This window comes from Streptomyces sp. NP-1717, from assembly GCF_022695985.1.
Classification (GTDB): Bacteria; Actinomycetota; Actinomycetes; order Streptomycetales; family Streptomycetaceae; genus Streptomyces.
In genome coordinates this window covers 1-7,643 of record NZ_JAAPBF010000289.1, presented here as the reverse complement: position 1 = coordinate 7,643, position 7,643 = coordinate 1, and the positions used below count along the sequence as shown (strand labels likewise).

Annotated in this window: 4 protein-coding genes, 1 tRNA gene and 1 pseudogene; 3 read left to right on the top strand and 3 right to left on the bottom strand. The window is 73.3% G+C overall.

Annotation, left to right across the window (positions count from 1 at the left end; translation table 11 throughout):
* Positions 1-2,252, bottom strand: a 2,252-nt coding sequence (locus GXP76_RS32395) for a protein kinase (RefSeq protein WP_242575189.1), incomplete at its 3' end; no start/stop codon positions are given.
* Positions 2,249-4,621 (bottom strand): protein kinase, encoded by a 2,373-nt coding sequence (locus GXP76_RS32390; RefSeq protein WP_242575188.1) that lies wholly within the window; start codon positions 4,619-4,621, stop codon positions 2,249-2,251. The genes GXP76_RS32390 and GXP76_RS32395, both read right to left, overlap by 4 nt.
* A 208-nt stretch (positions 4,622-4,829) precedes the next feature.
* Between GXP76_RS32390 and GXP76_RS32385 the strand changes: the two genes are divergently transcribed.
* The 3 genes from GXP76_RS32385 to GXP76_RS32375 all read left to right on the top strand — a co-directional run bounded on the left by GXP76_RS32385 (position 4,830) and on the right by GXP76_RS32375 (position 6,917).
* A tRNA-Lys gene (locus GXP76_RS32385) sits at positions 4,830-4,899 on the top strand.
* A gap of 94 nt (positions 4,900-4,993) precedes the next feature.
* Complete coding sequence (locus tag GXP76_RS32380; protein WP_242575187.1) at positions 4,994-6,574, top strand: TROVE domain-containing protein; 1,581 nt, start codon at positions 4,994-4,996, stop codon at positions 6,572-6,574.
* A gap of 115 nt (positions 6,575-6,689) precedes the next feature.
* Positions 6,690-6,917 carry a hypothetical protein gene (locus GXP76_RS32375; protein WP_037784015.1) on the top strand — a complete coding sequence of 76 codons (228 nt, stop codon included), beginning with the start codon at positions 6,690-6,692 and terminating at the stop codon, positions 6,915-6,917.
* Positions 6,918-7,006: 89 nt separating this feature from the next.
* On the opposite strand, the pseudogene GXP76_RS32370 reads toward GXP76_RS32375, so the two are convergent.
* A pseudogene (locus tag GXP76_RS32370) lies at positions 7,007-7,597 on the bottom strand (TerD family protein); the annotation flags it as partial.
* Positions 7,598-7,643 lie beyond the last annotated feature (46 nt).

Below are 7,643 nucleotides of genomic sequence, written 5' to 3'. Positions count from 1 at the left end.
GCCGCGAGCTCGTCGATGATGCCAGGCAGCGACCAGGCGCGGCGCACCGCGCCGTCGATGAGCCGCAGCGCGGTGCAGACCTCGCCGCAGGCCGCGTAGACCGTGCCGCCCGTGACGACCGGCGGGACCTTGGCGACGCCCGCGAGGCGCCGCGTCCAGCGGGGCTCGCCCGTCGTGGGATCGACGGCCTGGAGGCTGTCCGCCTTCGACCAGTGCAGCACCAGACCGCCCGCCGTGACCGGACCGCGCACCCCGCCCGTGCGCCGGGGCCAGCTCGTCTCGACGCCGAGGGTCGGAAGCGGCGGCCAGAGGGGTTTCGCGGTGTCCGGATCGAAGCCGTGCAGGGAGCCCGCCGTGGCCAGCAGGCCGGTGCCGCCCGCCACTCCGACGGCCGTGGCGCCCGGGGTCACCGCGTAGGTGTCCGCCGCGACGGCGACGCGCTTCCCGCTCCGGGCGCCGACGAGATGCAGCTCGCCCAGCGTGGTGAGCAGGGCGAAGTTCCCGGTGTCCGGCAGCGGGCCGGCGGCGAGCAGCTGGTCCCCGCCGTCCTTCAGCCCCTCGTACGACCACAGCGTCCTGGCCGACGCCGCGTCGACACCGGCCACCCGCCACCCGGTCACGGCGGCCAGCAGCATCGTGTCGCCGAGCACCGCCGGCGGCTGCGTCCCGGCCCGGTCCTGTTCCCAGCGCTTCTTGCCCGTGCGCAGATCGACGGCCCGCAGCTCCTTCGCGTCCGTGTCGTCCTCGTGGGCCGTGACCAACGTGCCGCCGGCGACGGTGATCCAGCGGGGCGCCAACGGGTCGACCGGCGCCGCCGTCCCGCGTGCCTCGCCCGAGTCCAGCTCGACCAGGGGCAGTCCGAGGTCGGGCGCCACCAGGGTCCCCTCCGCCACGCCCCAGACACCGGACGCGCCCTCCCTGGCCGCCAGCTCCCAGCGCCGGGCCCCGTCGGAGGCCGCACAGGCGCGCACATAGCCGTCGACGCCGCTCGTGAGCGATCCGTGCAGCAGGACGGTGCCGCCGGAGAGCAGGAGGGAATCGATGTCACTGGGCTCCGAGGTGAGACTCCAGCGGAGCGCGCCCGGGTTCGCCGACCCCTTCCCGAGTTCGAGCTGGGCGCCGTCCGAGCTGTTCACGGTGTCGTCCGGTCCCGGACTTCCCCAGCCGCGTACGACGGCGACGCCGAACAGTCCGGCCAGGGTGCTGCCACCGGCCACCAGCACGCCCCGGCGGGCCAGTTCACGACGGCGCCCGGCGCGCTCCGCACGCTCGGCGCGGCTGGGATCGGGGGCGGGACGGGGCGGTGCCGGGCGGGACCGTTCGACCGGCGGCGCCGGGGCCGTCACCTCCTTCGTCGGAACCACGGCCGTGCGCTCGCGCGGCCGGTCCTCCCCGTCACCCCTGATCAGGCTCCGCAGCGGCTCCTCACGCCACCACAGCGGCGCCCGTGGATCGGCGGTCCGCTCCAGTACGGCCCCGACCGGAGGCCGCCCGGCCGGGTCCTTGTCCAGACAGTCGGCGACCAGTCCGCGTATCCCCGCGGGCACGCCGTCCAGGTCGGGCTCCTCGTGCACCGCCCGGTAGAGCAGGATCGCCACCGTGCCGTCCCCGAAGGGGTTACGGCCGGTGGCGGCGAAGGCGAGAACCGCGCCCAGCGCGAACACGTCCGCCGCCGTGGTCACCGGGCCGCTGTCCGTGATCTGTTCGGGCGCGATGAACCCGGGCGTCCCGACGATGTCCCCGGCCCGCGTCATCCCGTGGTCGCCGAGCGCACGCGCGATCCCGAAGTCGATGACGCGCGGGCCCTCCGCCGTGATCAGCACGTTGGACGGCTTGAGGTCGCGATGGACGAGTCCCGCGCCGTGAATGCTCGTCAGCGCCTCGGCGAGCGCGGCCCCCAGCGACCGTACGACCGGAACCTCCAGCGGCCCGGCGGCGGCGACCGCGCGCCGCAGCGTGACCCCCGGCAGATAGGCGGTGGCCAGCCACGGCACGGGCGACGCGGGATCGGCGTCGAGCACCGCCGCCGTGTGAGCCCCCGTCACGGCACGGGCGGCGGCGGCCTCGCGCCGGAACCGCTCGCGGAACTGCGGCTCGGCCGCGAGGTGCGCGTGGACGGTCTTCACGGCGACCAGCCGGCCCCCGGTCGTACGGCCCAGATACACCCGGCCCATACCGCCGGCGCCGAGCCGGCCGAGCAGCCGTACGGAACCGAGGGTCGTGGGGTCTCCCGGCAACAGGGGGTCGGTCATATCGGCTCCGGAGCGGCGTAGGTGGACAGGGTGCCGTCGGCCGACACATGGACGAGGCCGGTCGCGCCCTCGCCGCCGTCCCCGACGAGGACGGACCGCGCGTCACCGGTCTCGGCCGCCCAGACGAGCGCTCCCGTCGCCGCGTTCCGCGCGTGCACACCCCAGGTGGGGCGGCCGTCGGAGTCCTCGTCTTCCGGCGCTCTCCCCAGGCCGTAGACGAGCCCGCCGGAGACCGTCGGCGAACCGCGGTCCACCGGCCAGCCGATGTCCTTCAGACTCCAGCGGGTACGGCCGGTCTCCGCGTCGAGGGCCCTCAGCGTGTCGTACGTGGCGGTGTGCACGAGCCCCGCGGCGGCCGTGGGGGTGATCGTGGCGTCCGTCTGTTCCTCGGACAGGGCACGGCTCCACCGGGTGCGGCGGGTCGCGAGGTCGACGGAGCGGAGCCTGCCGCCCGTCCGGTAGCAGCGGGCCCCCCGGGAGCCGGGATGCGCCTCCACGTACCGCGATCCGCCCGGTATCTCGCGTTCGAGCGTGCCGTCGGCGGCGCGCAGGACGGCGAGCGGTTCACCCTCCTCGCCCTCGTCGGAGAGCGAGGAGCGCGCCGACGCCACGGCGATCCGGCCGCCCGCCTGGTGGAGGCCCACCACCTCGGCCTCCCCTCCCTCGTGGAACCAGAGCGGGTCTCCCGTGCGCGGGTCGTATCCGTAGGCGCGCCAGGGAATGTTCCCCCCGGTGCGTCGCTCCCACAGCGTGGCGTATCTCGTGTGGGTGACCAGGCAGAGGAGTCCGGCGGAGACGGAGAACGTGCCCGCATCGCCGTCCGGCCGAGCGCCGGGCCGGCGCAGTTCCAGCGGGCGGCGGGGGTGGTGCCGGACGTCGCCCGTGCTCCACTTCTGGACGCCGGTCGTCGCGTCGAGGGCGATGATCTCCGGCAAGAGGTAGCGGGGCGCCCGCAGGACGTGGACGAGCTTCTCCCCGGGGACGACGGCGGTAATGTCCTCGGCCGGACAGGTCCAGCTCACGGCTCCGCTCCGGGCGTCGAGGCGGATCACTCCGTCCGTGTCCGTCATATAGAGGAAGTCGCCGTGCCGCACCGGTGATGCCTCGCCGATGCCGCGGGTCCACAGGGCGCGCCCGAGCGTGTACGAGGGTGGCGGGTCCGGCTCGTCGTCCTCGCCGGCGCGGCCGGTGAGTGAGGCGAGCCAGGCGACGGCGCCGATCGCTGAGCCGCCCGCGAGGGCCGCGCCGCCCCGGCGCAGGAGGGTTCTTCGGGACGCGCCCCGGCTAGCGACGGTGCCGGTGCCCGTGTCCGGTGCGACCGTCGTACAGGGGGAGCGGCCGACGACCGTGGTGGCCGGCGCGCGCGGATTCCCGCCCGGTTCGCCGCCCCGTTCCCCGTCCGGGTCGTCGGCCGGTACGTCCGCCGGGTCCGCCGGCCGCCTCGGGTCCGCCGGCCCTGCCGTCGTCCCCGGCGCGTTCGCGACCAGTGCGGCCACCTCGTCCTCGCGGCGCCGGATCAGACCGGCCACCGCCTCGCGCTCCCACCACGGATCGCCCTCGGTCCACGCCGCGCACGCGGCCAGCACCCCGGCCACGGCCGGCCGGTCGTCCGGCTCCCGGCTCAGACAGCTCCCGAGCAGCTCCCGCCACCCCGTGGCGCCCTCGCGCGCTCCCGGTATCTCCTCCAGGCCGTCGAGATCGGCCCGGCCGTGCATGGTCCGGTACAGCACCTGGTGCACCGCCCCGGTGCCGAACGGCGGACGCCCGGTCGCCGCGTACGCGAGCAGTGCCCCGAGCGCGAACACGTCGACGGCCGGGCCCGGTTCGCCCGCCCCGGTCAGCAGTTCGGGCGCGATGAAGCCGGGGGAGCCGACGATCTCACCGCTGTCGGTCAGGCTCTCCTCGGCCGAGGTCCGCGCGATCCCGAAGTCGATGACCATCGGACCGTCGCGCGTCACGACGATGTTCGACGGCTTGAGGTCGCGGTGCACGAGCCCGGCGGCGTGCACGGCAGCGATCGCCTCGGCGAGCGCGGCCCCGAGCGCGGCGAGTTCGCCGGAGGCCAGCGGTCCCAGCGCCGAGACCGCCCCGGTGAGGGTGGGGCCCGTGCAGAACTCGGTGGCCAGCCACGGGCGTGCGGCCGCCGGATCGGCGTCGAGCACGGCGGCCGTGAAGGGTCCCGCCACCGAGCGGGCGGCGGCGGCCTCACGCCGGAACCGCTCGCGGAACCGCGGATCGGCCGCCAGATGTTCGTGCACCGTCTTCACGGCCACCAGCCGCCCGGAGGCCGCCCTGCCGAGATGGACCCGGCCCATGCCGCCCTCACCGAGCAGAGCGACCAACCGGTACCCGCCGAGCTGTTCCACCACGGCTCCCCCCTCCGAACCGACCGCTCGTGCGCGGCCGATCACTGCGACGCACAGAGAGCATCGCAAGGTTGCGGCGGCCACTCGACACCGTCCGGGGACCGTGGCCGTACCCGGCCGCGCCCCGACCCCCTCACGGCCTCCTTTCCCTCCTCCCTCACCGCCGCTAAAACCCGTGGCGGCCCGTCGGGCGCCCTCCTAAAGTCATATTCGTCCAGGTGCGAAGGCGGGACCTACTTCCACTCTTAATGGGGAGGTCGCAGGTTCGAGTCCTGTCATCGGCTTTCGAGCCGATGTAGCTCAGTTGGCAGAGCACCTTTGTCGGTTCCGCCGGCCTTGATCTCTGGACTTTTCATCGAATTCGGGGGAATTCCCATGGCACGTTTCAACGCGCGTCTTTCCGTGGTCCGCGGCCTGTCGCCCGTGCGGTCGACCGGCCGCACCACCCGGACGCATCAGGGCGGCACCGGACATCTCCGCGACGCCAAGTCCGAGCTGTTCCTGCTCGCCGTCGCCAACTTCGTTTCCCAGCGGACGTTCTACGAGTCCGGGGACGACCGCGACAGCCGCTTCCTGACCCTCGTGCGTGAGCTGGCGGTGGAGGACCCGCGGTGGACGGCCGGTCTGCTGGGCTGGCTGCGCCGCGACGGGAACATGCGGACCGCCGCCGTGGTCGGGGCCGCCGAATATGTGAAGGCGCGTCTCGAACTGGGTGTCACCACCGGCCCGTCGAACCGGCAGGTCGTCGATTCCGTACTGCTGCGCGCCGACGAGCCCGGTGAATTGCTCGGCTACTGGACGTCCCGTTACGGACGCGCGATTCCCAAGCCCGTCAAGCGGGGCACGGCCGACGCCGTGCGGCGGCTCTACAGCGGTAAGTCGCTGCTCAAGTACGACACCGCGTCGAAGGGTTATCGATTCGGGGACATACTCAATCTCGTACACGCCTCGCCCGACCCGGCGAAGGCGTGGCAGGGCGAGCTGTTCCGTTACGCCCTGGACCGCCGGCACCACCCGGACACCGCCGCTCCGCCCGCGTCGAACCGTACCCTCACCGCCCACCGGGCGCTGATGGAGCTGCCCGTCGCCGAGCGGCGCGCGGTGGTCACGGCTCCCGGCGCCGCCGGGCGTCTCGCCGAGGCGGGCATGACCTGGGAGATGCTGGCGGGCTGGCTCCAGGGTCCGATGGACGCGACGGCGTGGGAGGCCGTCATCCCGTCCATGGGACCGATGGCGCTGCTGCGCAACCTGCGGAACTTCGACGAGGCCGGGGTGAGCGACGAGGTCGCCGCCCGGGTCGCCGACGAGCTGTCGGACCCGGCGGTGGTCGCCCGGTCGCGGCAGTTCCCGTTCCGCTATCTCGCCGCTCACCAGCACGCGCCGTCGCTGCGCTGGTCCTACCCGCTGGAGCGGGCGCTCGGCCACTCACTGGCCAATGTGCCCGCGCTGCCGGGCCGGACGCTGATCCTGGTCGACCGCTCCGGCTCGATGTGGTCGCCGCTCTCCGACCGCTCCCGGCTCAACCGGGCGGACGCCGCGGCGATCTTCGGGACGGCGGTGGCGATGCGCGCCGCCGGCGGGGACCTGGTGGAGTTCGGTTCGAGCAGTCGCAAGGTGACGTACCGGCGGGGCGAGTCGGTGCTGAAGGTCCTGGAGCGCTTCGGTGATCTGGGGGGTACGAACACCTCGCAGGCGGTGCGGACGCACTACCGCGGTCATGACCGGGTGCTGATCGTCACGGACGAGCAGACGGCGTTCCACCGCTCGGGAGACCCGACCGAGCAGGTCCCCCGGCGTGTTCCCGTCTACACCTGGAACCTGGCGGGGTACCGGGCCGCACACGGACCGTCGGGGACGCCCTACCGGCACACCTTCGGCGGTCTCTCCGACGCCGCGTTCCGTATGGTTCCGCTGCTGGAGGCGGGCCGGGACGCTCACTGGCCGTGGGCGTCCTGACCGTCCGGCGGGGGTCCTGACGAGGGTCGTGGGGACGCTGGGGAACGAGTGATCCTGCGGCCCGTCGGCGGTCGGGCATGGCGCGTCGGGGGCCGTTGGGCGCATACTCCAGGTAATGACAAAGTCAGCCGGTTCCCGGCGCCACCTGCCGTCCAGTCCCTTCAACCGCCAAGGCCCGGCCTCACCTCCGCCCGAGCACTTCGATGTGGGAGACCGTGTCTCCCACGATCAGTTCGGGTTGGGCAGAGTCATCGGAGTCGAGGGCGAGAACGCCGTGCTCATCGATTTCTCGGGCCGTCAGGGTCGGATCCTGAGCCCCTTCTCCAAACTGACCAAGCTCTGAGTACCGAGGCCTCCGGGCCGCCGCGATCCCCCTGACCGCGGCGGCCCGTACAGGCCTGCCCGGATCCGGCGGCGGATCCGGGGTGGTGCTCAGAGCGCCTTGGCCGCGGGCTTGACCATGCCGCGGACCGTGCGGGACTTCACGAACTCGCCGACGGCCGTCATCTCCCACTCACCGGAGAACTGGCGGATGAGCTTCGCCATGATCACGCCGGTCTGCGGTTCGGCGCCCGTCAGGTCGAAGCGGACGAGCTCCTCGCCCGTACGCGCGTCGAGCAGCCGGCAGTAAGCCTTCGCGACCTCGTTGAACTTCTGGCCGGTGAACGAGTTGACCGTGAAGACCAGGCCCGTGGCCTCGGCCGGCAGTCGGCCGAGGTCGACCACGATCGTCTCGTCGTCCCCGGCGCCCTCACCGGTGAGGTTGTCGCCGGAGTGCTTGATCGAGCCGCCCAGGATGGTCAGCTTGCCGAAGTAGCAGCTGCCGAGGTGGTTGCGGTTCGGTCCGTAGGCGATCACGGAGGCGTCGAGGTCGATGTCCTTGCCGCGGAAGGCGGGCTCCCAGCCGAGGCCCATCTTGACCTGGGTCAGCAGCGGGGCGCCGCCCTTGACGAGCGACACCGTCTGGTTCTTCTGGAGGTTGACGCGGCCCTTGTCCAGGTTGATCTTCCCGGGCGCCGGGGCTCATCCAGACCGACAGCATTCGTACGGAGGTCGGCTCCATGAAGCA